This window comes from Arthrobacter sp. efr-133-R2A-63 (assembly GCF_030209795.1).
Taxonomy (GTDB): domain Bacteria; phylum Actinomycetota; class Actinomycetes; order Actinomycetales; family Micrococcaceae; genus Arthrobacter; species Arthrobacter bambusae_A.
On sequence record NZ_JARVRG010000021.1, the window covers coordinates 164,662 to 190,908 of the forward strand.

A 26,247-nucleotide genomic window follows, 5' to 3' on the forward strand; every position below is an offset into this window, starting at 1 on the left:
CTAGTCCTGCGGCTGCGATTACGAAAGGGAAGGCTACTTACTAAGTAGGCGCCGCCCGGCCGTTTTGGGGAACAGGCCTCCACTCCGGTACCCTATTTCAGTTGGTGACGTGTCCGAGCGGCCGAAGGTGCAACACTCGAAATGTTGTTTGGTGTAAAAGCCAACGTGGGTTCAAATCCCACCGTCACCGCCAATGAAAACCCCCGGAATTCCGGGGGTTTTCTGCATTCTTGGGGCGTGGTGGTGCAGATTCCGCCGAGTAAGCTACCCCCGCTCGCCGAGCAGGGAGCTGATCGCTTTCGTGCATCCGACGAACGCAGCCTCCGTGGCGAGGCAGTGATTGTTGAGGCATCCGTAAGTGGGCGGCCTAGAATCGTCGTATGGGTCTCCTAACCTTCAGCCTCAACGTCACCCTGGATGGTTGCGTCGACCACCAGGAAGGCATCGCCGACGACGAGACGCACGCCTACTTCACCCGCCTCATGGACGAGGGGGGTGCAATGCTCTGGGGCCGCACCACCTACGAGATGATGGAGAGCTACTGGCCGGCGGTCGCCCGCGGCGACGAGGACGCGCCGCCTGCGATGCGCGAGTGGGCGCTCAAGCTGGAGGCCAAGCCGAAGTACGTTGTGTCGTCGACGCGAAGCGACTTCCCGTGGACCAACAGCCACCACGTGGTCGGCGAGCTGCGTACGGCGGTGCCGGATCTCAAGGATGCGACTCCCGGCGGGGTGCTCGTCGGCAGCGGCAAACTTGCGACAGCGCTGGACCAGCTGGATCTGATCGACGAGTACAAGTTCCTTGTCCATCCCAGGATTGCCGGCCACGGCCCCACCCTGTACCAGGGCGGACTGCCTAGCACCCGACGCCTCGAGCTGATCTCGGCGGAGCCGCTCAGCAACGGCGCGGTCGCCTTGCACTATCGACGGGCTGCTTGAGGGTGGCTGTCCGTCCTGACCTTTTTTGCCGCTCGAAAGCCCTGAAATGACGCGACTCGCCGCGTCGTAAGCGCATTCCGGAACGAAGGAGGGTCAGAACGGCGCCGCCCTGACCTGAGGCTATGTGTCGCTTCCTCTGGAACCGAGTCCGGAAACAGCTTCATCGTCCCGGTCGCGCCAGGCATCTTTGATGGCATTCTTTACCGCGCGGTAAATAACTCCATATAGGCAATAGAGGAATATTGCCAAAAAGATCACCGGTACAAATAGCGTTAAAGTAAGGTCCACGTTAGAGAGCTCCTTAGATCGGCTGGGAAGACCTCCGCAGGACATCGCCCTGGCAGTTATTCAGCGTAGCCTCCTGCCCCATCCGCCCGGCGTCCATTTGTGCCTATGCTGGGCCCATGGGGAGCGAATCATCGACGACGACGGATGCGCGGCGCCTCCTCGCGGCGCTGGCAAACGCCCAAGCCCGGAGAGTCTTCGCGGAGATCGGCGTCGGCGGAACCCCGGGCAGCTCGCTCTCGCCGGCAAAACTCGAACGGGCGCTCACGCTCCTGAACCAGGCGGGGCTGGTCGAGGCGGTCGAGACCGAAGGCGGTGTCCGCTACCGCATCCGCGAGCACGCCTTCCGGGACGCGCTGGCGGGCCTCTCGTCTGCACCCAGCCCGTCCGGCGTCGAGCGCTTCTTGACTGCGGATGGCCGCATCGACCGCTATCCTGCGCGGGAGGCAGACCGCCTCAGGCTCCTCGCATGGGTAGCGACGCGCATCCTGGACACCGGCGAGCGCATGGCGGAACGGGAGCTCAACGAACGCCTCGCCCGGTTCACTGGAGACGTGCCCATGCTCCGGCGTTACCTCGTGGACGCCGGCATCGTGAGCCGCATGCCCGACGGATCGGCCTACTGGCTGGCCCTCAAAGAAGTCGCCGACGGCGGCCCCTAAAGTTCCCGGGCATTCGCCAGGACCGGAAGCTTGCCCCGGACTCCCTCCACAACAATCGGATCGACGTCGACGACGGCGAGTTCCGGCATTTCGCCGAGGGTCACCATCACGGTACCCAACGGCGAGATCACAGCACTGTGCCCAATGCCTGTGGGCGCCGTGCCGGTGGCAGGCAGGCCGACACTGGCGGGATTGCCTTGGCCGCACGCCACCACGAAGGTGGTGCTGTCCACTGCGCGGGCCCGCACCAGCAGCTCCCACTGCTCGGCCTTGCCCTCGCCGGCGCCCCACGAGGCGCAGACGATGTTGACCTGCGCTCCTGCCCGGGCGTTGGCGGTGAAGAGGGCTGGGAATCGAACGTCGTAACACGTGGCAAGGCCGAACACGGTGCCGTTGAGTTCGAAGGTTACGGGCGACGTCCCGGCGTCGACCGAATCGGACTCCGCGAAGCCGAATGCGTCAAAGAGGTGGATCTTGTCATAGGACGTGTCCACCCCTGGGCCGGTGACCAACAGGGTGTTCCGGACCCGGCCGCCCTCGCCCGGAGTGAACATTCCCACCACGACGGCGATGTCCAGCTCCCGCGCAAGGCCGCGGACCGCTGTGGCCCATGGTCCGTCCAACGGTTCGGCGATGTCCGCCAGGCTGTTGCCGAAGGCGCGCATCGCCGCTTCGGGGAAGACCACGAGTTCGGCTCCGGCGGCTTTGGCGCGGGTGGCGTATTCTCGGATCAGTTCCAGGTTGGCAGCCGGATCGGCTCCCGTGATGATTTGTGCCACGGCTAAACGCATGAATTTGCTCCAAATTGTTGTATACATGATGTATGCGAAAAAGTTCGGGGACTGCGGCGTCCGGCCGCGAGAAGGCATACGCGTACCTGCGTGAAAATATCCTGATCGACCCCGAAGTCCAGGGGAAGTTCCTGAACGAGCAGGAACTGGCCGCGGAAATCGGCGTCTCGCGTACGCCGGTGCGTGAGGCGCTCCTGCTGCTCGTCTCGGACGGCTTGGTGGAATTGATTCCCCAGCGCGGGGCCTACGTTCCCCCGGTGACCGGCCGGGAAATGTCCGAATTGATGGAATTGCGCGGGATCCTTGAAAGCCACGCTGCCCGGCTGGTCATCGAGCAAGGCCGGATCCCCGCCGGGACGATGCAGGAAACCCTTGACCAGCAGGCCAAGCTTCCCGAGGAACTGAGCCCGGAAGCGGCCCGCGAGTTTATCCGCCTGGACACGCTGTTCCACCAGCAGCTCATCGACGCGGCGGGCAACGAGCTGATCTCCCGGACGTACAGCAAGCTCCACGTCCGGCAGATCCTGGTAGGCGTCTCCGCGCTGTTCCGTACCGGAGGCCGGCGCGAGCAGGTGTGCGCCGAACACCAGGGCATTCTCGACGCCCTGATGTCCGGCGACGCGGCGAAGGCGCAGAAAGCGATTGACCATCACCTTGCGGTGACCCGGGACATCCTGCTCCGGACTTAAGGCAGTTTCTGGCTGCCCAGCGCAGCTTGCCGAGATGCTCACGACTTCTCCCGAGGGTCAGCGGGTTTCAGCGGCCGCGGACGGCTGGCTTGCCGCCGCAGATCCTTCGAGCAGCAGGCGGTAGTCCTCATCCTCCACAGTGTCGGAGTCCCGGCCGAGCGCCAATCCCACGACGGTGACGACGGCGGCCACGGCCACATAGATGGCAACCGGAATCCAGGTGCCGAACTGGGACAGCAAGAGTGTGAACATCAAGGGTGCGATGGCGCCCCCGATCACGCCGGCGAAGGTATAGGCCAGCGAACTTCCCGTGGACCGAAGCCTCGGGGAGAACTGTTCCACGATGAAGGCGGCCTGCGGTCCGTACATGAAGGAGTGCGCCATGAGGCCCAGGACAATTCCCACGATCAGCAGCGGCTCGCTGTGCCCGCCCAGGATGCCGAAGAAGACGAAAGTCCACACGGCTCCGATCACTGCCGCGATGCCGTAGACGAGGCGCCGGTTGAAGCGGTCGGAGACGGCACCCGCCAGCGGGATCATGAAGAGCTGGAATGCGGAGCCGATCAACACGGCGGTGAGGACCTGGCTGCGGTCATAGCCAAGCGTCTGGATTCCGTAGCTCAGGGTGAAGACTGTGAACAAGGCGTACAGCACGTCCGGGCCCACCCGGCACAGGGTGGCAGCGACGAGCGGCCGGAGTTCCTTGCTGAAGACTTCGCGGACCGGAGCGTTGGACTGCTCACCGTGCGCCTCGATGGCCTTGAAAATCGGGGTGTCTTCAAGCTTGAGCCGAATCCAGAGACCGAAGCCCACCAGCACGGCCGAGACCAGGAAGGCGATGCGCCAGCCGAAGCTGATGAACTGCGCTTCGCTGAGGGTAACGGTCAGGACGGCCAGGATGCCGTTGGCCAGGAGGTTGCCGGCCGGCGGTCCGACCTGGGCCGCCGAAGCCCAGAAGCCGCGCCGCTGGGGATCGCCGTATTCGCTGGAGAGCAGCACTGCGCCGCCCCATTCGCCGCCCACGCCCACGCCCTGGGCGAAGCGCAGCAACACAAGGATGATCGGGGCCGAAATCCCGATGCTTCCATAGCCCGGTAGCGCCCCGATCAGCACCGTGGCAACGCCGATGATCATCAGCGTCGTCACCAGGACTTTCTTACGGCCGATGCGGTCACCAAGCCGGCCGAAAATGATGCCACCCACCGGTCGGGACACGTAGCCCACGGCGTAGGTCGAGAACGCCAGGATGGTCCCGGTCAAGGGGTCCGATGACGGAAAAAAGACAAGGGGGAACACGACGGCGGCCGCGGCGGAGTAGACGGCAAAGTCGTACCACTCGAGCGCGGTGCCGGTGAGACTTGCGGCAAAGGCCTTGTACAGGCCTTTGGGATGCATCGGCTTTCCCGGACGCGGCGCTGCGCCGGAAGCCGGAACTGGAACGTTGGCCATGGGTTTCCTCCACGAGAAGTTTACGGTGACGCCTGCCACACTGGCGTTAAATGTATACATTACGCATACTGGTTGTACATTGGCGACTGTTTCCGGTTTCCGGTTTGAAAAATTTCTCCAGCAGGACACGCAAAGGATGGACAGAAAATGACGACTCTGAGCTTTGAACTTCCCGATGGCACCACACGGAATGTCCAGGTCAAGCACCTCCTGAACGCCGGCTACGCAGGGCGCGAACAGGAAGAAGTGCAAGCCCACATCGCCGAGCTGGCCGAACTCGGCGTTCCCGGTCCCGCAACCACGCCGGCACTGTACCCCGTGTCGCCATACCTGGCGCAGCAGGTTTCCGAAGTCCGCGTGCAGCACGGCAGGACCTCGGGCGAAGCGGAATGGGCGCTCGTGATCACGGAGGAGGACGTGCTCCTGACAGTGGCGTGCGATCATACGGACCGCGAACTCGAAGTCCATGGCGTGGCATGGAGCAAGAACGCCAGCCCGGACGTGTTGGGTCGCAAAGCCTGGCGCCTGGATGACGTCCGCGACCATTTGGACAACATCACGCTCAAGGGCTGGGTAGGCGACGGCGAAACTCCGGACACCCTGATCCAGGACAGTTCGCTCGAGGCGCTCCTCAGCCCCGACTACTGGCTGGGGGTCCTGGCGGAGCGTGGGCTGAACCAGCCGGGCACGGTCCTCATTTCAGGAACGGTTGCGATGAAACAAGGGGTCGACCAGTTTGCCCGCAGCTGGAAGGTGGAAATGACGGACCCGGTGACCGGCACCTCGGTGGACGCCCAGTATGTTGTGGAGAAGATGGCGGAGCCCATCGGCTGAGTCCGGTTCCGCCGTCGTCCTACCCGAATCTCCATTGTGGGCGCCGGGGGCCGGGCTTACGCTGGGAGAGGCACAAGCGGTTGGCACTACTACCGCGTTGAGAGGGCGCTGCATGGACGCCAATTCCATCACCGACACCTTCCACCGGCCCCTGCGGGACCTGCGGATTTCCGTCACGGACCGGTGCAATTTCCGCTGCGTCTACTGCATGCCCAAGGAGATCTTCGGGCGCGACTTCGTTTTCATGCCCCGGGACCAGCTGCTGACGTTTGAGGAAATCACCAGGCTGGCGTCGATCGCGGTAGGGCACGGGGTGCGGAAGATCCGGTTGACCGGTGGGGAACCCCTGCTGCGGAAGGACATCGAGGAACTGGTCCGGATGCTGGCCCGGCTGCGCACTCCCGACGGGCTGGCACCGGACCTGGCCATGACCACGAACGGCTCGGTCCTGGCGCAGAAGGCACAGGTCCTCAAGGATGCCGGGCTGAACCGGGTGACGGTCTCGCTGGACTCCCTCCGGGAGGAGACCTTCCAGGCCATGAACGACGTCGGCTATCCCGTGGCCAGGGTCCTGCACGCCGCGGAGGTTGCCCAGGCCGCGGGACTCGGGCCGGTGAAGATCAACATGGTGGTCAAGCGCGGGACGAATGACCAGGACATCCTTCCCATGGCTCGCCACTTCAAGGGGTCCGGGTTCATCCTGCGGTTCATCGAGTACATGGACGTGGGTGCGTCCAATGGCTGGAAAATGGATGAAGTGGTCCCCTCCGCCGAGATCCTGGCCCGCATCGGCGCGGAGTTCCCGCTGGAGTCCGTGGCGCCGAACTACCCTGGCGAGACCTCGGATCGCTGGCGCTACGCGGACGGCAGCGGCGAAATCGGTGTCATTTCCAGCGTGACCCAAGCCTTTTGCCGCGGCTGCACGCGGGCCCGGCTCTCGGCCGACGGGAAGCTGTTCACGTGCCTCTTCGCCACAGCCGGGACGGACCTGAGGGCACTCCTGAGAGACGGCGCGTCCGACGTCGAGCTTTCGACGGCGTTGTCCGCACTGTGGGGCGGCCGCACTGACCGCTACTCGGAACTGCGCAGTTCGCACACGCCTAAAGACCCCGCAGCGGCACACAAGATCGAGATGTCGTACATCGGCGGGTAGCCGAGCGGGCCGGAGCCCTGCCGGTGACCCTATGCTGGTGCCATGACGCAGACGTCGATCAGCTCCGCGACAGCGCTGGCCGAAATGCTGGCCGCCACCGGCTACCTCGCCGACGACGGCCTGGCCACCATCGGCTACCTCGCCCTGAGCATGGAACGGCCGCTGCTGCTGGAAGGCGAACCGGGCACCGGCAAGACCTCCCTAGCCGAAGCGCTGGCGGAAGGGTTCGGGCTGCCGCTGATCCGTTTGCAGTGCTATGAGGGAATCGACGCGTCGCAAGCGCTGTATGACTGGGACTTCACTGCCCAGATCCTGCATCTGCGCAGCGTGGAGGCCAGCGGCGGCTCGGGAATGGGCACGCGGCTGAGCGTGGCCGAACTGGAAAGTTCGCTGTACGACAAACGGTTCCTGCTGGCCCGCCCCATCCTGAAGGCGCTGCAGCAAAGCCCGGCCGTGCTGCTCATCGATGAAATCGACCGGGCCGACGACGAGTTCGAGGCGTTCCTGCTGGAGGTGCTCTCCACCTACCAGGTCTCCATCCCCGAGTTCGGCACCGTCAAGGCCGACACCCCGCCGATCGTGGTGCTCACCTCCAACCGGACCCGGGACCTGCACGATGCGCTCAAACGCCGCTGCCTGTACCACTGGATCGACCACCCAGGGCTGGCCCGCGAAGTGGAGATTGTGCGGACCCGGCTCCCCCAGGTGCCCGAGCTCCTTGCCGAGCAGGTGGTTCGCGCGGTCCAGCAGATCCGGGTCACCGACGACGTGCTCAAGCCTCCGGGCGTTGCCGAGACCCTGGACTGGGCCCGCGCGCTGCACCAGCTCGGCCGTGCGGAGTTGGACTTGGCCTCGGCGGCGGCCAGCATCGGCGCGCTGTGCAAGTACCGCGAGGACACCGAGCGGGTCTCGGCGGCCTTGGCCCGGATGCTCGGCTGAGCGCATGCCGCCGGCAGGACAGATCACCCCGGGAGGGCACAGCCCAGGCCACAGCCCAGACACGGGCACGGGCCACAGCGCCGAAGAGATCCTGTTGGCCTTTGCTGCCGCCGTGCGTGCGGCCGGCGTGAAAGTGACCGCGGACCGCTCGCTCAGCTTCGTCGACGCCGTCGGCAGGCTCGCCCTGGATCGCCGTTCGGACGTCTTCTGGGCGGGCCGCGCCACCTTGTGCGCCTCGCCGGAGGACCTGCCCGCCTACCAGCGGACGTTTGAGGCCTGGTTCGCCGTGGAACATTCCGCCGCCGAGCGCCGGGAAAACTCCGCGACGGCCGTCAGCGCCGCGTCTTTGGACAACGACGACGGCGGGCCGGAAGGTAGGCGCGAACAGTTGCGGGCGCTCGCCAGCCGCCGTGAGCTGCTGCGGCACCGCGATGTCGCCGTCCTGGACGACGCCGAGCGGGGCCTGCTGCGCCGGATGTTCGAGGAACTACCGGTACGCCTGCCCACCCGCCAGACCAGGCGCAAGCACCTCGACCGGCACGGCGACGTGGACCGCGTGCGGACCCTGCGCGACCAACTGCGCCGCGGCGGGGAACCCGGACCGCTGCGCCGTGCCCGGGCTCCGCGTAAACCCCGCCGGATGGTCTGGTTGATCGACGTCTCGGGATCGATGGCGCCTTACGCGGACAGCCTGTTGCGTTTGGCCCACCGGGTCGTGGAAGCCGCCCCGCGCCAAGTCGAGGTGTTTACGCTCGGTACCCGACTGACCCGCGTGACGGGCGCACTGCGGGTTCCCGACCCGGACAATGCCTTGGCCCTCGCTGGCCGCGCCGTCCCCGATTGGTCCGGGGGGACACGGCTTGGAGAGGTGCTGGGGGCGTTCAACGACCGCTGGGGGCAGCGCGTGATGGTGCGCGGCGCCGTCGTCGTGATTGCCAGCGATGGCTGGGAGCGGGGCGACCCCGCACTGCTGGGACGGCAGGTCGAACGGCTGCACCATCTGGCGCGGCGGATCATTTGGTCCAATCCGCACCGCGGCAAAGCGGGATATCAGCCGCTGCAGCGGGGAATCAGGGCGGTCCTGCCGCACGTTGACTTCTTTATAGGGGGGCACTCAATGCAGAGTTTCGAGGAGTTGTTGGACGTGGTTGCCAATGCGTGAAGTCTTGGACGATCTGGTCGCAGCCATGGCGGCCGGCCACACAGTAGGACTCGGAACGGTGGTGCGCACCTTCCGCTCCGCACCGCGGCCGGCCGGAGCCGCCATGATGGTCGACGCCGACGGCAGTGCGGTGGGCTCGGTGTCCGGTGGGTGCGTCGAAGGAGCGCTCTACGAACTGGCCACCAAGGTGGTCGAGTCCGGCAAGCCGGTGCTGCAGCGCTACGGCATCAGTGACGACGCCGCGTTCGAGGTCGGCCTCACCTGCGGCGGGATCCTGGATATTTTTGTGGAACCGCTTTCCACTGAGCTCTTCCCGGAATTGCCGCAAGTAGCGGACGACGTCGGTGCAGGCCGCCCGGTTGCCATCGTCACCGTGATCGAACACCCCGATCCGGCGTGGCTGGGCCGCCATTTGGTGGTCCGCCCGGAGGGGTTCGTCGGCTCCCTCGGCAGCGAGCGTGCCGACCACGCGGTATCCGACGATGTCCAGGGCCTGCTGGCCGCAGGCCGCAACGCCACCCTCATGTACGGACCGGACGGGCAGCGCCGCGGCGAGGGCATGCGCGTTTTCGCCCTCAGTTTCGCCCCGCAGCCGCGGATGCTGGTGTTCGGTGCGATCGACTTCGCTGCCGCCGTCGCGAAACAAGGCACTTTCCTGGGCTATCGGGTCACGGTCTGCGACGCCCGCGCGGTTTTCGCAACGGCTGCCCGGTTCCCGCAGGCCGACGAAGTAGTGGTGGAATGGCCGCACCGCTACCTGCAGGCGCAGATCGCTGCCGGCCAAGTGGATGAACGCACGGTGATCTGCGTGTTGACGCATGATCCAAAATTCGACGTTCCGCTCCTGGAGCTGGCACTGCGCCACAACGTGGCCTACGTGGGCGCGATGGGATCCCGGCGCACGCACCACGACCGGCTGGAACGGCTGCGCGAAGCCGGCTTGAGCGAGGCCGAATTGGCCAGGCTCTCCAGCCCGATCGGCCTGGACTTGGGATCCCGCACCCCCGAAGAAACGGCCGTCTCCATCGCCGCCGAAATCATTGCGTTGCACTGGGGTGGCGGCGGCGGACGATTGAGCACCATGGAGGCCCGGATCCACCACGAACCCACGGTTGAAGCGGACCACGAGGATGCGGGTTATGAACTCAAGCCGGGCTAGGGCATTCGCGTTCTCCGAGGAGTAACCTGTGTCACATCAGGACTGGATGCCGAGCAGTCGTGCCCGTCGTCCAACGCGACAGGAGATCCCCATGGCGAGTTCCAAGACGATCACCGTCGAAGTCGATGATGTGAGCTACATAGACGATGTCGAGCCACGATTGCTGCTGGTCCAGTACCTGCGCGAACGGCTTGGCAAGACCGGCACATTGATCGGCTGCGACACTACCAACTGCGGCGCCTGCACCGTCCATCTGGACGGAGTCAGCGTCAAATCCTGCACCATGTTCGCGGTTCAGGCAGACGGCCACAGCGTCACCACCATCGAAGGCCTGGCCCGGGACGGAAAACTCGCCCCTCTGCAGCAAGCCTTCCACGAATGCCATGCGCTGCAATGCGGCTTCTGCACGCCAGGCATGATCATGCAATCGGCATCCCTCCTCGCCGAAAGCCCGCACCCCACCGAACAGGAAATCCGGGACGGCCTCGAGGGGAACCTCTGCCGGTGCACCGGGTACCAGAACATTGTTGCCGCGGTGCAGGCCGCGGCTGACGGCACGGTTTCGGCAGACGGCACAGTATCCGCTGACAGCGATGAAGCGGAAACGGCAGGTGTGGCATGACCATCGCCGAAGTCGGCAGGGCCCGCCTCCGCAAGGAAGATGCCCACCTCATCACCGGACGCTCGAGGTACACCGACAACATGACGCTGCCCGGCATGCTCCATTTGGCCATGGTCCGCAGCCCGTTCGCCCACGCCAAGATCACCTCGATCGACACCTCCGCAGCGAAGTCTTCACCCGGCGTCGTCACCGTGCTTACCGGAGCGGATGTGGCCGCTGAACAGGGCAGCCTGCCCAACGTCTGGCCCGTCACCGCCGAGCAGAAGGCGCCCGCTTTCCCATCGATCGCCGTCGACGAGGTGGCCTTTGCCGGCGAGGTAGTGGCCTGCATCGTTGCCCGCAGCGCCGCCGCGGCGCGCGACGCCGTCGAACTCGTGGACGTCAGCTACGACGAACTGCCGGTGGTCCTGGATCTGGAGGAGGCGTTCACTGACAAGGTGCTGGCCCACTCCAACTTGGACTCCAATCTCTCGGCGACGTGGGTTTTTGACTCGGGCGAAGCCGGCACAGGCAAGCCGATCGCCGAAGCATTGGCGAACGCCGAAGTCCTCATCGAACGCACCTTTTATCAGCAGCGCCTCATCCCGGCCTTCATGGAACCGCGCTCGATCGTGGTTGACCCGACGAGTGAGCAAATCACCATGTGGTCGTCCACGCAGATACCCCACATCCTGCGGCTGATTCTGGCCTTGACTCTGGGCCTCCCGGAAAGCAAGCTCCGTGTGATCGCCCCGGATGTGGGCGGCGGTTTCGGCGGAAAGCTGACAGTGATCCCGGAAGAGTTCATCACGCTCATGGCAGCCCGGCGGGTCGGCAAGCCGTGCAAATACACCGAAACCCGCAGCGAGTCCCTGCAGTCCGGACACCACGGCCGGGCCCAGGTACAGAAGGTTAAGCTCGCGGCCACGAAGGACGGGATGGTCACCGGGCTGGACATCCAGTTGCTGGCGGATATGGGCGCCTACCTGGGCATTATCGGCTCGGGAGTCCCGATCCTGGGCGCGTTCATGTACAACGCCATCTACAAGTTCCCGGCCTACCGTCTGGAATGCAACAACCTCTTCACCAACAAGGCGTGGACGGGCGCCTACCGCGGCGCAGGCCGGCCGGAAGCCACTTTTGCGATCGAGCGCTTGATGGATGAACTCGCCGTCGAACTGGGCATGGATCCCCTGGAAGTGCGGAAGAAGAACTGGATCAACAACGAGGAATTCCCCTTCACCACAGTCACCGGACTCGAATACGACAGCGGCAATTACGAGGCGGCCACCGCGAAGGCCGTGGAGCTCTTTGGCTATGACGAGCTCCGTGCCGAGCAAGTACGGCGCCGCGAAGCCAACGATCCCGTGCAACTCGGCATCGGCATCTCCACGTTCACCGAAATGTGCGGTCTGGCTCCGTCCCGGGTACTTGGCGCGCTCAGTTACGCCGCCGGCGGCTGGGAGCATGCCCAGGTGCGGGTGCTCCCCACAGGCAACGTCGAGGTGGTTACCGGCACCTCCCCGCACGGCCAGGGCCACGAAACCGCGTGGAGCCAGCTCGTGGCGGACAGGCTCGGCGTGCCGTTCGAAAATATCGAGGTGCTGCATGGCGATACCCAGGTCTCGCAGCGGGGCCTGGACACTTACGGCTCCCGCTCACTGACTGTCGGTGGCATGGCTGTGCTGGCCGCGGCGGACAAGGTGATCGAGAAGGCCAAGGTCCTGGCAGCGTACCTGATGGAGGCCAGCGAAGAGGACATCGAGTTCACAGACGGCAAGTTCAGCGTCAAGGGCACCGACCAGTCCACGGCGTTCGGTGAAGTCGCCTTCGCCGCCTTCTCGGCGCACAACCTGCCAGAAGGGTTTGAGCCCAATCTGGATTCGGATGCCACTTTCGACCCGCAGAGCTTCTCCTTCCCGCACGGCACCCACCTGGCCGCGATGGAGGTGGACACCGAAACCGGGCAGGTCACCATCCGAAAGTACGTCTGCGTGGACGACGTCGGAGTGGTGGTCAACCCGCTGATCGTGGAGGGTCAGGTCCACGGTGGCTTGGCACAGGGAATCGCGCAGGCCCTCTATGAGGAGGCGGTTCATGACGACGCCGGGACCCTCGTCACGGGCTCGTTTGTGGACTACTTGGTGCCTGGTGCCCCGGATCTGCCGCATTTCACGACGGCGCGCACCGAGACGCCGTCCACCACCAACCAGTTGGGGGCCAAGGGAGTCGGCGAAGCGGGAACCATCGCCTCAACGCCCGCCATTGTCAACGGTGTGCTGGACGCGGTGCGGCACCTCGGGGTGAAGGACATCAAGATGCCGTGTACGCCGTCGCGCGTGTGGGCCGCCCTCGAAGAAGCCAAGACCACCGGAGGTGTGCAATGATTCCGAGCGCATTCGATTACGCCGCGCCCACTACGGTAGCGGAGGCGTTGGGCGTGTTGGCCGACGCCGGTGACGACGTGAAGGTGCTGGCCGGTGGCCAAAGCCTGATCCCCGTGATGAAACTGCGCCTTGCCGACCCCGCGATGGTGGTCGACTTGGGCCGGATCGGCGAGTTGTCCGGTGTCCGCGACGACGGCGATGCACTGCTGATCGGAGCCATGACGACGCACCACCAGATCGCCACCGACCCGCTCATAGTCGAGCACGTGCCGTTGCTGGCCCAGGCCGCGGCCACGGTCGCGGATCCCCAGGTCCGCCACCGCGGCACGTTCGGCGGCGCCCTCGTCCATGCCGACCCGGCGGGCGACATGCCCGCGCCGGTGCTGGCCGCGGACGCGACGTTCATCCTGGCAGGCCCCAACGGGGAACGCCGGGTGGCAGCGGCGGACTTCTTCCAGGGATACTTCACCACCGCCGTCGACGACGGCGAGATCCTCACCCATATTCGGGTGCCGAAGTACACCGGTTGGGGTTCGCACTATGAGAAGTTCACCAGGGTGGCCCAGCAATGGTCCATCGTCGCCGTGGCCGCGATGGTCCGGGTGGAAGGCGGCACCATCGCCGAGGCCAGGATCGGCCTGACCAACATGGCCAGCACGCCGTTGCGGGCGACCGCCGTCGAACAGGCCCTCGCGGGCGCCCCGCTGACAGCGGAAGCGATCGCCACCGCGAGCGCGCACGCCGCCGAAGGGAGCGATCCCGCCAGCGACCTCAATGGAGACGCGGCCTACCGCCGCCACCTGGCGGAGGTCCTCACCAAACGGGCCGTCATCGCGGCCGCCGGACTCTAACGGAACACGGGCGGGAGGGAGACATGGAACTCAAACATCACTTCGTGGTTCCCAGTTCGCTGGAGGACACCTGGCATTCCTTCAACCAACTGGAAGACATCGCACCCTGTTTCCCGGGGGCGACCCTCACGTCCGTGAGCGGCGAGCAGTTCACCGGAACGGTCAAGGTCAAGCTCGGCCCGATCGCCATGATCTACACCGGCACCGGTGAATTCCTCGAGCGCAACCAGGAGACGCATACGGTGGTCATTTCGGCCACGGGCAAGGACAAGCGCGGCAACGGCACAGCGGGCGCCACGGTGACGGCAGTGCTGACGCCCGACGGCGACGGCACCGCCGTCGACGTGACTACCGACATGAACGTCACCGGCAAACCGGCCCAATTCGGCCGGGGCGTCATCCAGGACATCTCGGACAAGTTGCTGGAGCAGTTTGTCCAGTGCGTGATCGGGAAGGCGGGCGGCGGGGCTCCTAGCGATACGCGGCCCGACGCCGGAAACGCTGCGGCATCGGCGGAGCCTGGGGCGGCTGGGGACGAGGTCGCGGAGCCCGAAGCCGGGCTGGCTGCGGCCGGGCCTGCTGCACCGGTGGGCGAGCGCGCCGCCGGGGTTCCCGCAACACCGACGGCCGGGCCTCCGGCGGCGCCTGTTTCCGCGGCCGCGGCTGCCCCCGCACCTCTGTCTGCGCCGTTCGCGCCGTCGTCGGAATTGGACCTGGGCTCGGCCGTGTGGCCGGTGCTCGTGCGCCGTTTCGGCCCTGTGCTTTGCGCCGCCGCTGTCCTGGCCCTGGTCGTCTGGCTTGTCCGGCGATACGGGATGGATTGAACGCCCATCCAAGCCGTGTGGAGGGTGGTTTTCGGGCGGCGCGGCGCTCTTGCCGCGCGCCTCACGGCGTCGATATCATCAAGGTGGGTTATGCAGCTGGCCCTCGGAATTCTTCCACGGAGTGACCCCATGACCCGCCCGCCTCACCTCTCTGCCAACTCTTTTCGCGTAGCTGCTCCGAAGCTTGGAGCCGAGCTGTGAACGCGCTGCTCAGCTCATGCTTGGAAGGCGAGCTGGACCCAGTCGAGGGGCTTGCGAAGTTGTCCGTCGCGGAGCTCAACTTCTTGGCTGACGCGCTCTTCAGGTTGCTCGACGTCGGGAAGCCTGAGTTCGGGGTCAAGTCCTGGTACGACGCGGTCCTGGATGAGCTGGCTGCGCGCGGTCTGGGACCTGGGCGCAGTGAGCGATCCGCCGTCGACGTTTCCTCGGATTAGTCTTCCCGTGCTGCGGCGGCAAGAGGGGCGCTCGCGTTGTCTCCCCCAGGTGCTTGCCGGCCGGCCAGCTCGCGCACGAGTACCTTCAATTCCTGCCTGAACATCGACGTATCGATGGACACTTGGGCGAGGACCTGTTGCTCCGACTCGACCGCCCGCTCGAGCGCTTCCTTGCCGACGTCGGTCAGCGAAACGACGTGCACCCTGCGGTCCTCGGGACTTCGACGCCTGCTGATGTGGCCGTGGGTTTCGAGCCTGCTGAGGGTCTGCCCCATGGTCTGGGCCTGCACCCGGACGATCTGCGCTAGAGCGGTCTGAGTGATGGGGCCCGTGACGGCAAGAACCTCGAGGGCGATGACACCGGCGTGGGTGAGGCCGATCTCCCTGAGATTTTCGTCCCAAGCGTGCTCCACCAGCCGGGCCGCTGTCGAAAGCAACCGTCCGGTGGGCCAACGCTCAATGTCCGGCATATGACTCATTGTAGCCGCAGGGGATGTTGTGGGGGTTGGCAGGGGTACCAGGGCCTAGTTCAGGCGGAGATGCGGCGGAGAATGGGGTCCGCGATTGCGCGAGACGGTGCGCAGAGGGTTTGTCCGAGTTGCCTGAAGGCGTCGTCCCGGTTCGAGAAGTACCCGTAGTCGGCGCGAATGAACCGTGAAAGATCATACGCGTTATCCTCTGCCCGGCCGTCCCAGTCAACAGCACACCGCCCCGCAGCCTCGAACAGCGTTTCCGAACCGCTGTTTGTGAATGATCCACCTCCGCGGCATCCGATCGCTCCGAAGAGCTCGGACGCAGGCCTCCACTCTTCAATGTTGAATTCCGGCCATACGAGCAGTACTCGGTCCGGAAGCGCAGCGCCGATGTGTGGGAAACGCGGATACCAGAAGGACCGATCGATGAGAAGGGCTCGCACTCTTGTCGCAACTCCGATGCCTCGCGCGGCGCTTTCGAGAATTGCGAGGCGCTGGCTGCATGAGCCGAAGCCGCGCGCAAGGGTTCGGGAGGCCGGCGTGCCCTCTTCCAGCGCATACACAGCGCGTACTTCATCGAGGATGATCGAGTGGACGGCTTGAAGCACGGCCACTTGTTCAGCTGACTGCGCGAGGTCCTGTGACCGGGAGACGAGCCGTGCGATCCCCGGGGTTTCATGGTCGAGAATGGGCGTTGGGGCCACGGACCCCGGCTGTTCCGGGCCATCTCCGGCACCGGTTCGGGTGCGCCTGTACCACGGAGTGACGAGCGCAGAGAGGGCCATCACCCCTGCTGCGCCTTTGCTGTGCGGCCGGTGCCGCGCTTCCGGACCTCGCGTAGGACGATCTGTTCGGGGCACACGGTCGAGAGAAAGTCGCCGACCGACAGGGCAAGCCGTTCACCCACGAGCGAGTAAAGGATGCGATTGGCATCTCGCCGCTCGGTGACCAAACCCGCTTGGCGCAGCACGCCGAGGTGCCGCGAGATCGTCGGCCCGGTGGCTTGGAACCGCGCGGCGATCTCGCCGGCGGCGAGTTCGCCGTCCTTGAGGTCCTGCAGGATCTGCCGTCTCGTCGGGTGCGCGAGAGCGGCGAAGATGTCTGACGCCGTATCTGTCATGTTTGCAATATAGCACAATAGCTATATACAGTTTAGCTTCATTGCTAATAAGCAAAGGAGAACATAATGCGTGTTGCCATAACTGGCGGTACCGGATTCGTGGGACGTCACCTCGCCAAGCGGCTGGATCCCGCGGATACCGTCATCGTGTCTCGTCGGACGGGCGTGCCGATCGATGACGTGGACGCCTTGACGGCAGCATTCGCGGGTTGCGACGTCGTCGCACATTGCGCAGGGATCAATCGTGAGATCGGAGATCAGACCTTCGCACGTGTGCATGTCGACGGCACTCGCGCCGTCGTCGAGGCTGCCCGCCGAACGGGCGTACGGCGGATCGTCATGCTTAGCTTCCTTCGCGCCCGGCCGGACTGTGGTTCGGCATACCACGAGACGAAGTGGGCCGCCGAGGAACTCGTACGGCGGTCCGGGATCGACCACACGATCCTCAAAGCCGGGATGATTTACGGATCAGGTGATCACATGGTGGACCATGCGACTCGTGCCGTGCGCACGTGGCCGGTTTCGCGACTGTGGGGTGCCGTGATCGGACGGTCCGGCCCGTGCCCGTCGAGGAAGCCGTCAATGTGTTGCTCGCAGCTCTCGAGGGACGCGTTCCCAACCCGACCGTCGCCGTCGTCGGAGCCGAGGAACTTGAGTTCGCCACAGCTGTTCGCCGGATCGCCCGCGTCGCCGGGCGACGGCCTGTCTACGTACGCGCCCCGGTCTGGGCCATCCGCGTGCTCGCGCAGCTCACGGAGTGGACGATGGTGGTGCCGCTCGTTGCGAAAGCACAAGCGCGGATGCTCGCCGAAGGAGTTAGCGAGCCCGCACCTTTCGCACCCCAACTGCCCAAAGGAATCCGCCCGACTCTCATGTTTGACGACGAGCGCATCCGGGCCGCACTGCCCGACGGGCGGTTTGGCCTCAGGGACCTCCGAATCACGAATTGTTGGGCCGGGCGGCGTCGTGACGGCTTCTAGATTTTCCGAATCTGTTTATCGGACCAACCTCACTTGAGGTTGGCCGCTCCGTAGGCTAATCGGGCCGGGTAGTCGTAGATGACAACGCAGCCGATTGCGGGCAGGTTCGCCCACTGTTGGCTGCCTATTTCATACTGCTGGTCTCCTTGGCTACTTTTTAGCCCACCCAGCTCATACCTAGCGGCCGACGTCAGGCCGAGTTCGCCATTCGCGCCGGGGCTCAGCGTCCCAGGACTGAGAAACACCCGGAGGTCTTTGCTGCTTTCGGTCGCAAAGTCCTTGAGTTCCAGAATTGCTCCGGAATCCGTCACTCGTAGCGTGGCTGTCCCCCTTGTGGTGGCAGCTTGCGACTGAAACTCGCCCTCGGCCGTCCTACGCGCGCTGTTCGGTGAGGCAGAGGGGTGGCAATGGTCGCGGCTGAGCTTGAAGTTCTCAGCCGGGGCGGCTCTCCAGCTGAATCTGTATAGGTACAGGCAGTTAAGCCAATAACGGCGAGGAGAATGAACGCGCCAGATTGCCTTTTCATGGATTCCCCCGTTTTGTTCTCCGCACACTACCGCACGATGTGCGCCCAGAAACGATGAATTCGGCCATGAACTCTTCCGTGACGGTGATCCCAGCACCAGTATGGTGATTGCATAACGCAACCACTGATCTGAGGGGACCTTCACCATGGCTGTTCGAGTTGACCTGAATATCTCGCTGGATGGTTTCGCCACGACGACGGACGCAACTCCAGAGAATCCGTTCGGTTCGGACTGGGGCCGACTCGTTGACGCATATACGTCCACCCGCACGTTCCGTGAGCGGGTCCTACATGACACGAGTGGAGAAGGAACGTCCGGCGTCGACGACAAGTACGCGGCGGCCTACTTCGAGGGAGTCGGAGCTGAAATTATGGGTGCCGGCATGTTCGGGTTCCATAACTTCCCCGATGACCCCGAGTGGAAGGGCTGGTGGGGCGACGAGCCGCCGTTCCGCGTCCCCGTGTTTGTCCTCACTCACACGCCCCGCCCTGACATCACGATGGCCGGCGGTACGACCTTCCACTTCGTAAGCAGCAGCCCCGAAGAGGTGCTTGAACGAGCGCTCAGTGCAGCGGGCGAAAAGGATGTGCGTATCGGAGGGGGTCCTACCGTGGTGCGCGACTACCTGAAGGCCGGACTTGTCGATCGGCTGCACGTCGGGATCACACCGATCCTGCTCGGTAGCGGAATACGGCTCTGGGACGATCTCCGGGGGCTGGAAAGCGACTACACCGTCACGTCAGAGACCGCCGAAAGCGGCATCATCCACGTCACCTTCCGCCGATGATCCACGCACGGAATCGTCTGAGTGCGTCTACTCGCGTTTGAGCGTGAGTAACATCGACGGCGAGACGTCCGCCGTCGTACTTCTGGGCCGGTCAGGCTATTGCTTTAGCGGCGCGAGCCGTATTTGCTTCGCGAGCGCGTAAGCGGTTGGAAGATCGCTGTCGCTTTCGACGAAGACCCGGCCAATGACGAGCGCGGAGTGGGTTGGCGAAGAAATCTGCGTCATGCCGTTCGGTACGGTTCCCTTCCATCCGGGCCCGCTAAGGAAGTAGTCGCCGGCTTCGGTTCCCGTGGTGCGTTTGCCGACGTAGGCAAAATTTGTGCTTTTCGACGGGTCGGTGAATTGCACGCTGAAGTAACGGCCGGACATGTCCGGTACGTGCAGGATTTGCGGCCCTTTGCTCAAGTCGAGCCAGCCGCCGACGTAGAGCAAGTCGTCGGCCCCGGTTGCCATAAGGCTCCCGCGCGACGTCGCCGTCGACGGTGACGAGGTGCCGGGCACGGCGTACAGCGTGTTGACAGGGATCGGGCCCTCCCCGAACCCATGTTTGAGAATCGCCCTCTTGTATCCATTGACCGTGAGCCGCGGCCAGAGGTAGATAAAAGCGGGTGCGCCCAGCGCCCATACAATGACAGCCGCTATGACGAGTGGAATGATCCCGTCCCCGTTGGCGATCCGTCGGTAGATGACCCAGGCGAAGACCGCCAGTATGACGGCGGTAAGGGGACGTCCGTATTTCAAGATGAGGCGGTTCATCTCACTGCGCCCTGTCAATGAGCGGCAATTGGTACGTGCCGTCGAGAATTGCCGCGCCAGGCAGATACACCCGGAACATCAGCTTGAAGTTCCCTGGCGGAATGGGCAGCCAGTTCTGCTCGTGCCCGCTCGGAGCGTGATGCTGGAGATAGAGATCCACTGAACCGTCAGTGTTCTGCGCGAGCGGCGAACGGTTACCAACGCTGTAGCGATTAGTGGGATTGTCCACCATATAGCCGACGGCATCGGTCGGAGTAAGCGACCAGAAGGCATTATGCGGCGGAAGTTTCCCGGCAGGAAAATGCAGGACGTATCCGTGCCTGCCGCTCAGCGCTTGTCCTGAACCATCCACAGTTGCAGTCCAGTACGCGGCCTCTTCAAACACATTGACGACGGGCAACGCTTTTGCACACGCTGCCCGCACGAGGACTCCGTTGCCGGGCTGGCCGCATTTGCGGATTGCGCTCCAACCATTGACGGTTGTTGTGACCGCCCGGCCCACGGCATTCATGATGACGATCGCCGTCAAGAAGGCCAGCACGGCACCGAGAATCAATCCTTGGACCACACCGGACTGCGAGAACCACGCGAGGGCATTTGCCATACCCGCAAACTACCACTGCGCTATGTGGCTGGGTGGTGTTCTGCATTGATCCGGCGAGCGAGGAAGCAGCGAGGCGTCTTCGAACAGGATCAAAAGGAGACCACGGCGACCCGATTCCGGGGCTGTCATCCTGGTGTTCACGCTTTGCGGCCAGTGCTTATGGGCCAAGTGGGTAGACGACACGCAGGGAATCTCCTACGGTGGAGGTCCGTTATCAAATACCGCGAGAGCACCCCATCCCCCATGCTGCCGCTGACAGGGCCAAGACGGTGAACAAGATCGAGACGTCTTCGAAGCAGAAGCCCGAGGCCCAGCAGCGCAGCTGATAACCATGCGCCTACGACCGTGGGGCATCTTCCACCGTGGCCGGACCGAACTTCATCCATCCGCGTTCGTCCGGGCGGCTGAGCCCGTGGCCGAGGAGCCCCCACCCCGGCCAAGTCCCGCGAACACAAGACCGGCGGCATCGTCTTTCGCCGGGGGTGGAACGACAAGCCCATCGCGGCCAACAACCGTTCCCCGGCGAGTGCGGCTTTCGCTTCTCCAGCGGCGGCACGTCGTACCAGGTCGGCCGCCTGCCGGGTATTCAGCGCCTTGCCCCTGCCCTTGTCGACGCCGGCCTTTTTGGCAAGGGCGGTCCCTTGACGCCCCGTCCATGAAAACGCGGTCGAGCTGCTCGACGTCGAGTTGCCGGATCGTGTTCTGGTCGAGAGAGCTGACCCTTAGCTAACCGAAAGTCTGGCCAGTCATTTTTCCCACCCATAGTGTCAGGGCAACTCTAAGAGCCCGTCGCCATGCGTCAAGAAATTTCGATTTCGACCCCAGCCTGACACGTATCCATTGGGATCGTTTCACACGGGGTGTACGTCTGTTTGGGGTGTACCCCAAACAGACAGTCAAGGCTTAGCGCCTGATTTCACGTCCCCTGTGTCAGGAATCCTTGACACGGAGTAGTTCCCGCTCGCGCCGACGGCCTTCTCTGAGCGACTTCGACGCGAGGGGTCGAAACCAGGGCAATGGACCGAAGAAGACGGTGTCAAGGGGACAGGACATCCATCTTATTGTTCCGCCTCGGGAACCGCCTACCTGCGGTGCGGCTTTAATCTCTCGGCCTCGTCCTTGGCAGTTTGGATGATGGTGCGGAACTGCGGTCGTTCGAGATTGTCCTCTCCGGGTGCACGGATGACCCTGCCTAGATATGGGTCGCGCTGCTCAAGTTTCGTATTCCCGTATTGCAGGGTGGTGTAGCCGGCTTCTTCCTCGGCTTTTGTTTTTATCGCTACGTAGATGACCAGGACTGCGACTGAAATGCCGCTCGCGACCATGGCAGCTGCAGCGGTGTACATGGGCCACAACAGAGGGGTGCCCGAAACGTTCAGGACGCCCATGATGGCGAGGAAGGCCAAAGTAATAGTCGTAGTTCTGAGACGCATACGCATCAGGGCGTAGGCTGTGGGCCCTGCAAGTAGCCGACGCTCGAGATCAGGGGTTACCAAGTCAGGGCTCCATATCCGCTCGTAAATAGGTCCGCAGGCAATGTAGCGACACTCAGGCCCAATACCATCTTGGTTGCGTATATTCCGTACCCAAAGGAAACGAAACCGACAGCTGTAGTGACTAGCCCCATGCCGCATTCCTTCGTTATCGGTCCCGATCCGACCGTACAGGCAATACTAGTTGAAGCGGTGCTGGTTATCAGGCTAGATCCGGCTAGCACCGGTGAAACTTCTTCCAGGCCAGGTATGAATGCAGTCACCACCGCTGCACCACCGGTTACTGTCGACCAGTGCCCGAATGTCGTTTCCGCTTTTTTCCACGTTCCCAAGTTGTCACTCAGGCCTTTGTTGTATGCCTCGGCCCTGAGCTTGGCGTAGTTCGGGATGCAGTTGCCGTGGTACTGGCTGCAGGCTGACTGTTGCGGGCTGGGTTGGGGAGTTGGTTGTGGCTTCGGACTGTCCGCTACTTCTTGCAGGAAGCGTTGTCCTGACGGCGAGGTACGTGGCGCTGGGGGCCTGAACCCGTTCACCAGGCGAACAACGTTCAGGTCGGCGCCGGGGGTGGCGTCGGATCCGTGCCAGGAGCCGCCGTTCGGGCCGTCGGTGAGCCTCGGCCCGAGGATCATGAGTCCTGAGGGGTCTGCGTTGTTGATCGCGTCAGCCTCGCCGTAGACGTACGGGGAGAAGTTCTTGGCCACGTCAAGTTTCAGGACCGGGTCAGGGCTCGTGAAGGCTCCGAGCACGGGGTCGAGGTCGCGGGCGCCGAGGTGGGTGATGGTACTGATGGTGTCGGCAAGCCCGCCGATGTACCCGTTGGGGGCGCCGTAGCCGTTGGGGTTGGCGGCGTTGGATCCGACACCGGTGGTGGAACCCGTGGCGGTGGCGTACGCGCCGGTTCCGGGTGCGGCCTGGGTGGGTCCGCGGGCCAGGCCGATCGGGTCGGTGTAGCGGGTTTGGGCGGTGACCGGGGTGGTTCCGCTGCTGGCCTGGACGATGGTCTGGGCGGTGTCGACCCCGTCGCTGATGATGAAGGCGAGCTTGAGCTTCCCGCCGGAGGCGGTGCGCTGGGCGACGGTTTTGCCGGCGAAGGTGTAGCTCTTGGTCGCGGTTTTGACCCCGCCGGGTGTGGAGTGGGCGGTGATGGAGCCCAGGGTGACGGTGGTGCCGGTGCCGTCGGTGATCCCGACAAGGTTCCCTCCGGCGTCGAAAAACCTCGTTCCGGTGCTTCCCGCTGTCCCTGTGACGGGGGCCGGCGGTGTGCCGGCGGTGGCGGAGGGATTCGGGTTCACGGGCAGGGTGGCCGTGCCGGTGGTGGTGGCGAGTTTCCCGTCTGGGGCGTAGGAAAGGGTTTCCCCGGCGCGGCCGGTCATCCGCCCTGCCGCGTCCCAGGTGAAGGTGTTGGTGGTGGGTGTCCCGGTGGCGGGGGTGCTGGTCATGGATTGGAGCCGGTGCGGGCCGGGTTGGCCGGTGGCCGGCGCGAGGTAGTACCCGGAGGTGTCGGCGATGAGCTGGACGGTGCCGGTGGAGTTGTTCGTGAACGAGACCGTTCCGTCCGCCCCGACGGGCACGATCGCGGAGTTTCGGGACCGTCTGGCCTTGCACGTAGTTCACGTTGGAGGTGTCCGGTTCCGGGGTGCCCCCGGCGCAAGCGTCACCGGAATGACATATCAAACCCAGCGGCAAGCCATCGACGCCGCTAAACGGTTGGATCATCGGCCATTCATCGCGCGAGTCCGGAACACGAACAAGGGGAATTCGGTCCGTCCAGTCAGCCGTGATGCGTCACTAACAAATTTCCCCGCGAAATTGGTCACTGATGAGGATGAAAGGAATTCCTAAAACCTTAACGCCCCCGCGCAGGACGACGCCGGTACCAAGCAACAAAGCCCCACAGCGCGACGATCAAACATACGGCAGCGACAATCCCCCGCCACCAAATAATAGGTTGCCAAAGTCCGAATATCAGGGCCCAAACAAGGAGAACACCACTCACGTCGAGTCGTGGGGCTCGGATCTTCACGGAGGCTCTCCTTCTTGTCATCTGTCTTCATCCAGGAGCGCAAGCGCCAAAGACCAAGAATACTTCCCAACAGCCCGACGTCGGACCCGGACCGCCGCGAGACACGTCCGCCCCGTTGCCCAGGTCAAATCCCAGTGACACCACCGCCACGGGCGCCCATACTGGGAGCATGAGCGTCAACACCCGCCGCACAGCGGAAGGCGCCGCTGCTGCCACCCCGGTCCCCACCGCCCCCGCCGCTCCGACAGAACCAACCGCACCGGCCACCCCAACCACCGGTCCCATCACCCGTGAAGAACTGCAACTCGCTTCGCGCAACCATGCCATGCCGTTGGAAATGCTCCGATGGCCCGTCACCCCGCTGGGCATGCACTACCTCCTGGTCCATTTCGACGTCCCCCGGATAGATCCCGTCTCGTGGCGGCTGAATATCGGCGGGCTCGTGGACCATCCGCACGAGTACACCCTGTCCGACCTCCAGCACCGCGAGCGCCGCACCCAAGCCGTCACCATGGAGTGCGCCGGCAACGGCCGCTCGCGGCTGGAACCGCGGCCTGTGAGCCAGCCATGGGACCAAGGTGGGGTGGGGACCGCCGAGTGGACCGGCACCCCGCTCGCTCCGTTGCTGCTCGACGCCGGCGTGTCACCGGACGCCGTCGAGCTCGTCTTTACGGGCGCGGACCGAGGGATCCAGGGCGGTAAGGAGCATCAGTACGCGCGCAGCCTGACCCTCGCGGAAGCGATGTCCGACGACGTCCTGCTCGCCTACGAGGTCAACGGCCAAGCCCTTCCGCCGCAGCACGGCTACCCTGTCCGGTTGCTCGTCCCTGGCTGGTACGGGATGACGAGCGTCAAATGGCTGCAATCCATCGAGGCAATAGACCACAGTTTCGACGGCTACCAACAGCTCGGCTCCTACCGCTACACCCAGGACGCAGACGATCCGGGCGAACCCGTTCAGCGGATCAAAGTCCGCTCCCTCATGGTTCCCCCTGGAATTCCCGACTTCCTCACGAGGCAGCGCACGCTCGACGCAGGACCGGTGCTGCTGACCGGCCGGGCCTGGTCCGGGAAGGGAACCGTGGACAGCGTCGAAATCTGCGTGGACGGGGTCTGGGAGAAAGCCCAACTTCACGCTCCGGCCGGACGTCATGCGTGGCGCGGATGGACGTTCACGTGGATCGCAACGCCCGGTTCCCACGAGTTGGCATGCCGGGCGACGGATTCCACCGGGCAGACCCAGCCCGATACCCCGGAGTGGAACTACCAAGGCATGGGAAACAACGACATCCAACGGCTGACCGTAACGGTCCGGGAGTAAACGGGCCGGGCAATGGGCGCCACGTCCAAGAACACCGCCGACTACGAATTCCTCACCGTCTGGCGGGTCGCGGGCACCCCGCGTGAGGTCATGGACATCTTGGGCGACGCCGGAACACTGCCCCGCTGGTGGCCCTCGGTGTACCTGAGGGTTGTTCCGCTCGATCCGGGAAATGCGGACGGTACAGGAAAGGCCTTCTCCCTGCACTCCAAGGGTTGGCTGCCGTACACGCTGCGCTGGAGGTTCACGGTCACCGAACCCATCACGGAGCGCGGTTTCGCGATCGCGGCGAACGGCGACCTGCATGGTACCGGGCGCTGGACTTTCGAACAGGACGGTCCGGAAACGGTGATCACCTATGACTGGCGGGTCAGCACATCAAAACCGCTGCTCCGGCGGCTAAGATGGCTGCTCAAGCCCGCTTTTGCCGCGAATCACCATTGGGCGATGGCCCGCGGCCAGGAGAGTCTCGCCCTTGAATTACGACGACGACGTCCCGGCACGGACCTCTCCAAGGTCCCCCGCCCCGCGCCGCCTACGTTTGCAAGCCGCTACCGTTGGCCAAGGAGTACAACGCATGCCTGATGACAACAAAGACGAAGTCCGCTGGTTGGCGCAGCCCGAGGACCAGGACTATCCGAGCGCGGCCGACTATTTGTCTCTGTTGGAATCCGACGACGTCGTCGCCTCCGTGATCGCGGCGCTCAAGGACGCGCCCATCCAACACCGCAAGGCCAAGGACATTCTCCGGGCCGCGCGTCTAGCGTTGTTGCCCGAGGACAACGCCCACGTGGCCTCGGACCTGAAGAAGATCAAGGAAGGCAAGAAGCTCTCGCCCATCCTCATCGTCAAAGGCGACCTGGCCCGCGGCATTCCCGCGCAGGTGGCCGATGGCTACCATCGGGTGTGCGCGAGCTACTACACGAACGAAAACACCGACATTCCTCTCAAACTGGCTAATGCGCCCCGGTAACCACCGCTAACCAACCGCAACGCCGGTAGAAG

At 64.4% G+C, this 26,247-nt stretch carries 28 protein-coding genes, 1 tRNA gene and 1 pseudogene; 20 read left to right on the forward strand and 10 right to left on the reverse strand.

Annotated elements, in window-relative coordinates; all coding sequences use genetic code 11:
* Positions 1-103: 103 nt before the first annotated feature.
* The 3 genes from QRN45_RS11570 (at position 104) to QRN45_RS11580 (ending at position 1,885) form a co-directional block, all read left to right on the forward strand.
* Positions 104-193: transfer RNA gene (locus tag QRN45_RS11570), tRNA-Ser, on the forward strand.
* Positions 194-380: 187 nt separating this feature from the next.
* Positions 381-938, forward strand: a complete 558-nt coding sequence (locus QRN45_RS11575; protein WP_284763461.1) for a dihydrofolate reductase family protein — start codon at positions 381-383, stop codon at positions 936-938.
* 404 nt (positions 939-1,342) lie between these two features.
* Entirely contained in the window at positions 1,343-1,885 is a 543-nt protein-coding gene (locus tag QRN45_RS11580) for a DUF2087 domain-containing protein (RefSeq protein WP_284763462.1), read from the forward strand.
* On the opposite strand, the gene QRN45_RS11585 is transcribed toward QRN45_RS11580, so the two are convergent.
* Entirely contained in the window at positions 1,882-2,676 is a 795-nt protein-coding gene (locus QRN45_RS11585; RefSeq protein WP_264637335.1) for a carbon-nitrogen hydrolase family protein, read from the reverse strand. The two genes, QRN45_RS11580 and QRN45_RS11585, sit on opposite strands and share 4 nt — an antisense overlap.
* Before the next feature lie 32 nt (positions 2,677-2,708).
* Here QRN45_RS11585 and QRN45_RS11590 point away from each other — a divergent pair, with 32 nt between their 5' ends.
* The gene (locus QRN45_RS11590) at positions 2,709-3,365 is read left to right on the forward strand and encodes a GntR family transcriptional regulator (RefSeq protein WP_264637334.1); all 657 of its coding nucleotides are present in this window, start codon (positions 2,709-2,711) and stop codon (positions 3,363-3,365) included.
* A gap of 57 nt (positions 3,366-3,422) precedes the next feature.
* Here the strand turns inward: QRN45_RS11590 and QRN45_RS11595 are convergent, their stop codons facing one another.
* Positions 3,423-4,814 (reverse strand): MFS transporter, encoded by a 1,392-nt coding sequence (locus QRN45_RS11595; RefSeq protein WP_241709662.1) that lies wholly within the window; start codon positions 4,812-4,814, stop codon positions 3,423-3,425.
* 147 nt (positions 4,815-4,961) lie between these two features.
* On the opposite strand from QRN45_RS11595, the gene QRN45_RS11600 reads away from it, so the two are divergent.
* The 10 genes from QRN45_RS11600 (at position 4,962) to QRN45_RS11645 (ending at position 15,158) form a co-directional block, all read left to right on the forward strand.
* Positions 4,962-5,648, forward strand: coding sequence for a DUF2848 domain-containing protein (locus tag QRN45_RS11600; RefSeq protein ID WP_078106644.1), 687 nt, complete (start codon positions 4,962-4,964; stop codon positions 5,646-5,648).
* A gap of 112 nt (positions 5,649-5,760) precedes the next feature.
* The gene (gene moaA / locus QRN45_RS11605; RefSeq protein WP_241709660.1) at positions 5,761-6,801 is read left to right on the forward strand and encodes a GTP 3',8-cyclase MoaA; all 1,041 of its coding nucleotides are present in this window, start codon (positions 5,761-5,763) and stop codon (positions 6,799-6,801) included.
* 42 nt (positions 6,802-6,843) lie between these two features.
* Complete coding sequence (locus QRN45_RS11610; RefSeq protein ID WP_078106646.1) at positions 6,844-7,740, forward strand: AAA family ATPase; 897 nt, start codon at positions 6,844-6,846, stop codon at positions 7,738-7,740.
* Positions 7,741-7,744: 4 nt separating this feature from the next.
* Entirely contained in the window at positions 7,745-8,902 is a 1,158-nt protein-coding gene (locus QRN45_RS11615; RefSeq protein WP_264637333.1) for a vWA domain-containing protein, read from the forward strand.
* Entirely contained in the window at positions 8,895-10,061 is a 1,167-nt protein-coding gene (locus tag QRN45_RS11620; RefSeq protein WP_078106648.1) for an XdhC family protein, read from the forward strand. The genes QRN45_RS11615 and QRN45_RS11620 overlap by 8 nt, the downstream gene beginning before the upstream one ends.
* A 91-nt stretch (positions 10,062-10,152) precedes the next feature.
* Positions 10,153-10,683 carry a (2Fe-2S)-binding protein gene (locus QRN45_RS11625; RefSeq protein ID WP_264637331.1) on the forward strand — a complete coding sequence of 177 codons (531 nt, stop codon included), beginning with the start codon at positions 10,153-10,155 and terminating at the stop codon, positions 10,681-10,683.
* Positions 10,680-13,049, forward strand: coding sequence for a xanthine dehydrogenase family protein molybdopterin-binding subunit (locus QRN45_RS11630; protein ID WP_284763464.1), 2,370 nt, complete (start codon positions 10,680-10,682; stop codon positions 13,047-13,049). Before QRN45_RS11625 ends, QRN45_RS11630 begins: the two co-directional genes overlap by 4 nt.
* Positions 13,046-13,900, forward strand: a complete 855-nt coding sequence (locus QRN45_RS11635) for an FAD binding domain-containing protein (RefSeq protein ID WP_241709654.1) — start codon at positions 13,046-13,048, stop codon at positions 13,898-13,900. The genes QRN45_RS11630 and QRN45_RS11635 overlap by 4 nt, the downstream gene beginning before the upstream one ends.
* A gap of 23 nt (positions 13,901-13,923) precedes the next feature.
* Entirely contained in the window at positions 13,924-14,724 is an 801-nt protein-coding gene (locus QRN45_RS11640) for an SRPBCC family protein (RefSeq protein ID WP_284763466.1), read from the forward strand.
* A gap of 197 nt (positions 14,725-14,921) precedes the next feature.
* Positions 14,922-15,158, forward strand: coding sequence for a hypothetical protein (locus QRN45_RS11645; protein ID WP_078106653.1), 237 nt, complete (start codon positions 14,922-14,924; stop codon positions 15,156-15,158).
* Here the strand turns inward: QRN45_RS11645 and QRN45_RS11650 are convergent.
* The 3 genes from QRN45_RS11650 to QRN45_RS11660 are packed head-to-tail and all read right to left on the reverse strand — an operon-like array spanning position 15,155 to position 16,751.
* On the reverse strand, positions 15,155-15,628 hold the full coding sequence (locus QRN45_RS11650; protein ID WP_241709652.1) for a MarR family winged helix-turn-helix transcriptional regulator: 474 nt from the start codon (positions 15,626-15,628) through the stop codon (positions 15,155-15,157). The two genes, QRN45_RS11645 and QRN45_RS11650, sit on opposite strands and share 4 nt — an antisense overlap.
* Positions 15,629-15,687: 59 nt before the next feature.
* The gene (locus tag QRN45_RS11655; protein WP_241709651.1) at positions 15,688-16,416 is read right to left on the reverse strand and encodes a hypothetical protein; all 729 of its coding nucleotides are present in this window, start codon (positions 16,414-16,416) and stop codon (positions 15,688-15,690) included.
* On the reverse strand, positions 16,416-16,751 hold the full coding sequence (locus QRN45_RS11660; protein WP_241709650.1) for a metalloregulator ArsR/SmtB family transcription factor: 336 nt from the start codon (positions 16,749-16,751) through the stop codon (positions 16,416-16,418). Before QRN45_RS11660 ends, QRN45_RS11655 begins: the two co-directional genes overlap by 1 nt.
* Positions 16,752-16,817: 66 nt before the next feature.
* On the opposite strand from QRN45_RS11660, the pseudogene QRN45_RS11665 reads away from it, so the two are divergent.
* Positions 16,818-17,177, forward strand: a pseudogene (locus QRN45_RS11665) (NAD-dependent epimerase/dehydratase family protein); the annotation flags it as partial.
* A 134-nt stretch (positions 17,178-17,311) separates the two neighbouring features.
* The gene (locus QRN45_RS11670) at positions 17,312-17,731 is read left to right on the forward strand and encodes a hypothetical protein (protein WP_284763500.1); all 420 of its coding nucleotides are present in this window, start codon (positions 17,312-17,314) and stop codon (positions 17,729-17,731) included.
* Between the two features lie 29 nt (positions 17,732-17,760).
* Here the strand turns inward: QRN45_RS11670 and QRN45_RS11675 are convergent, their stop codons facing one another.
* Positions 17,761-18,405 (reverse strand): DM13 domain-containing protein, encoded by a 645-nt coding sequence (locus QRN45_RS11675; protein WP_242598842.1) that lies wholly within the window; start codon positions 18,403-18,405, stop codon positions 17,761-17,763.
* Here QRN45_RS11675 and QRN45_RS11680 point away from each other — a divergent pair.
* Positions 18,404-19,045 (forward strand): dihydrofolate reductase family protein, encoded by a 642-nt coding sequence (locus tag QRN45_RS11680; protein WP_241709647.1) that lies wholly within the window; start codon positions 18,404-18,406, stop codon positions 19,043-19,045. The two genes, QRN45_RS11675 and QRN45_RS11680, sit on opposite strands and share 2 nt — an antisense overlap.
* Positions 19,046-19,141: 96 nt before the next feature.
* Here the strand turns inward: QRN45_RS11680 and QRN45_RS11685 are convergent, their stop codons facing one another.
* From QRN45_RS11685 to QRN45_RS11705, 4 genes are all read right to left on the reverse strand, one after another.
* Positions 19,142-19,801, reverse strand: a complete 660-nt coding sequence (locus tag QRN45_RS11685; protein WP_241709646.1) for a DUF1254 domain-containing protein — start codon at positions 19,799-19,801, stop codon at positions 19,142-19,144.
* 1 nt (position 19,802) lies between these two features.
* Positions 19,803-20,405: a DUF1214 domain-containing protein gene (locus tag QRN45_RS11690; protein ID WP_241709645.1), complete on the reverse strand. Its 603-nt coding sequence runs from the start codon at positions 20,403-20,405 to the stop codon at positions 19,803-19,805.
* Between the two features lie 1,082 nt (positions 20,406-21,487).
* Positions 21,488-21,838, reverse strand: a complete 351-nt coding sequence (locus QRN45_RS11700; RefSeq protein ID WP_241709644.1) for a hypothetical protein — start codon at positions 21,836-21,838, stop codon at positions 21,488-21,490.
* 56 nt (positions 21,839-21,894) lie between these two features.
* A complete protein-coding gene (locus tag QRN45_RS11705; protein WP_241709643.1) occupies positions 21,895-23,469 on the reverse strand; it encodes an RHS repeat-associated core domain-containing protein in 1,575 nt (524 codons plus the stop codon).
* Positions 23,470-24,090: 621 nt separating this feature from the next.
* On the opposite strand from QRN45_RS11705, the gene QRN45_RS11710 reads away from it, so the two are divergent.
* From QRN45_RS11710 to QRN45_RS11720, 3 genes are read left to right on the forward strand one after another with little or no spacing between them, the layout of a single operon-like run.
* Positions 24,091-25,242, forward strand: coding sequence for a sulfite oxidase (locus QRN45_RS11710; protein ID WP_241709642.1), 1,152 nt, complete (start codon positions 24,091-24,093; stop codon positions 25,240-25,242).
* A gap of 12 nt (positions 25,243-25,254) precedes the next feature.
* Positions 25,255-25,827, forward strand: a complete 573-nt coding sequence (locus QRN45_RS11715) for an SRPBCC family protein (RefSeq protein WP_078106665.1) — start codon at positions 25,255-25,257, stop codon at positions 25,825-25,827.
* Entirely contained in the window at positions 25,820-26,215 is a 396-nt protein-coding gene (locus tag QRN45_RS11720; RefSeq protein WP_078106666.1) for a hypothetical protein, read from the forward strand. Before QRN45_RS11715 ends, QRN45_RS11720 begins: the two co-directional genes overlap by 8 nt.
* Positions 26,216-26,247: the final 32 nt, after the last annotated feature.

Coding starts and splice junctions, on each gene's coding strand:
- QRN45_RS11575 (WP_284763461.1), top strand. CDS start 381: ATGGGTCTCCTAACCTTCAGCCTCAACGTCACCCTGGATGGTTGCGTC.
- QRN45_RS11580 (WP_284763462.1), top strand. CDS start 1,343: ATGGGGAGCGAATCATCGACGACGACGGATGCGCGGCGCCTCCTCGCG.
- QRN45_RS11585 (WP_264637335.1), bottom strand. CDS start 2,676: ATGCGTTTAGCCGTGGCACAAATCATCACGGGAGCCGATCCGGCTGCC.
- QRN45_RS11590 (WP_264637334.1), top strand. CDS start 2,709: ATGCGAAAAAGTTCGGGGACTGCGGCGTCCGGCCGCGAGAAGGCATAC.
- QRN45_RS11595 (WP_241709662.1), bottom strand. CDS start 4,814: ATGGCCAACGTTCCAGTTCCGGCTTCCGGCGCAGCGCCGCGTCCGGGA.
- QRN45_RS11600 (WP_078106644.1), top strand. CDS start 4,962: ATGACGACTCTGAGCTTTGAACTTCCCGATGGCACCACACGGAATGTC.
- moaA (WP_241709660.1), top strand. CDS start 5,761: ATGGACGCCAATTCCATCACCGACACCTTCCACCGGCCCCTGCGGGAC.
- QRN45_RS11610 (WP_078106646.1), top strand. CDS start 6,844: ATGACGCAGACGTCGATCAGCTCCGCGACAGCGCTGGCCGAAATGCTG.
- QRN45_RS11615 (WP_264637333.1), top strand. CDS start 7,745: ATGCCGCCGGCAGGACAGATCACCCCGGGAGGGCACAGCCCAGGCCAC.
- QRN45_RS11620 (WP_078106648.1), top strand. CDS start 8,895: ATGCGTGAAGTCTTGGACGATCTGGTCGCAGCCATGGCGGCCGGCCAC.
- QRN45_RS11625 (WP_264637331.1), top strand. CDS start 10,153: ATGGCGAGTTCCAAGACGATCACCGTCGAAGTCGATGATGTGAGCTAC.
- QRN45_RS11630 (WP_284763464.1), top strand. CDS start 10,680: ATGACCATCGCCGAAGTCGGCAGGGCCCGCCTCCGCAAGGAAGATGCC.
- QRN45_RS11635 (WP_241709654.1), top strand. CDS start 13,046: ATGATTCCGAGCGCATTCGATTACGCCGCGCCCACTACGGTAGCGGAG.
- QRN45_RS11640 (WP_284763466.1), top strand. CDS start 13,924: ATGGAACTCAAACATCACTTCGTGGTTCCCAGTTCGCTGGAGGACACC.
- QRN45_RS11650 (WP_241709652.1), bottom strand. CDS start 15,628: ATGCCGGACATTGAGCGTTGGCCCACCGGACGGTTGCTTTCGACAGCG.
- QRN45_RS11655 (WP_241709651.1), bottom strand. CDS start 16,416: ATGGCCCTCTCTGCGCTCGTCACTCCGTGGTACAGGCGCACCCGAACC.
- QRN45_RS11660 (WP_241709650.1), bottom strand. CDS start 16,751: ATGACAGATACGGCGTCAGACATCTTCGCCGCTCTCGCGCACCCGACG.
- QRN45_RS11680 (WP_241709647.1), top strand. CDS start 18,404: ATGGCTGTTCGAGTTGACCTGAATATCTCGCTGGATGGTTTCGCCACG.
- QRN45_RS11675 (WP_242598842.1), bottom strand. CDS start 18,405: ATGGTGAAGGTCCCCTCAGATCAGTGGTTGCGTTATGCAATCACCATA.
- QRN45_RS11685 (WP_241709646.1), bottom strand. CDS start 19,801: ATGAACCGCCTCATCTTGAAATACGGACGTCCCCTTACCGCCGTCATA.
- QRN45_RS11690 (WP_241709645.1), bottom strand. CDS start 20,405: ATGGCAAATGCCCTCGCGTGGTTCTCGCAGTCCGGTGTGGTCCAAGGA.
- QRN45_RS11700 (WP_241709644.1), bottom strand. CDS start 21,838: ATGCGTCTCAGAACTACGACTATTACTTTGGCCTTCCTCGCCATCATG.
- QRN45_RS11710 (WP_241709642.1), top strand. CDS start 24,091: ATGAGCGTCAACACCCGCCGCACAGCGGAAGGCGCCGCTGCTGCCACC.
- QRN45_RS11715 (WP_078106665.1), top strand. CDS start 25,255: ATGGGCGCCACGTCCAAGAACACCGCCGACTACGAATTCCTCACCGTC.
- QRN45_RS11720 (WP_078106666.1), top strand. CDS start 25,820: ATGCCTGATGACAACAAAGACGAAGTCCGCTGGTTGGCGCAGCCCGAG.